The 714-nt window shown below is 40.5% G+C and carries 1 protein-coding gene; it reads left to right on the forward strand.

Annotation, left to right across the window (positions count from 1 at the left end; genetic code table 11):
* The first annotated feature begins 174 nt into the window (after window positions 1-174).
* A complete protein-coding gene (gene asnC, locus AB4238_RS22170) occupies window positions 175-636 on the forward strand; it encodes a transcriptional regulator AsnC (protein WP_248972860.1) in 462 nt (153 codons plus the stop codon).
* Window positions 637-714 lie beyond the last annotated feature (78 nt).

Below are 714 nucleotides of genomic sequence, written 5' to 3' on the forward strand. Positions count from 1 at the left end.
CTAGAATGTGTTTTGAGCTTTTCACTTAGCCAGCCAAGCTTTATCGCTCAATCTTTGCACTAGAAGCATTGAGTTCGAACAAAAACTAAGCTCGAATGATCAACAGCCCCTAGATTATCAGTACAAAAATACGTAGATTACCAAGCACTCCCTTAGCTAATCTGCGTATTTATTATGGAAACTTCATTTCAACGAGATTCACTCGATAATCAAATTCTTTCAGCACTCATGGAGGAAGCACGTACACCTTTCGCTGAACTGGCGAAACGTTTTGGTGTTAGCGCAGGAACTATTCACGTCCGTGTCGAGAAAATGAAGCAAGCGGGGATTATCACTGGTGCTCAAATAACCGTAAACCCAAAAGCACTTGGCTATGATGTGTGCTGTTTTATCGGCATTAACCTAAAAAGTGCAGGTGATTACCCTGCTGCACTGTCTAAACTCAATGCGCTTGAAGAGGTTGTAGAAGCTTACTACACCACTGGTAATTACAGCGTATTTGTCAAAGTAATGTGCCAATCAATTGATGGTCTGCAACATGTACTGATTAACCGCATTCAGTCAATTGATGAGATCCAATCTACCGAAACCCTTATCAGTCTGCAAAATCCAATTGTAAGAGCGGTTAAGCCTTAATTCAAAAAATTGAATTATACCAATTGCATTAAAAGTTTGACCATTCAGCGGCAATTCAAAGCGCTGTAGGCAAGTAGT

It is taken from the genome of Shewanella sp. 10N.286.45.A1 (genome assembly GCF_041470405.1).
In the GTDB taxonomy this organism is placed as follows: domain Bacteria; phylum Pseudomonadota; class Gammaproteobacteria; order Enterobacterales; family Shewanellaceae; genus Shewanella.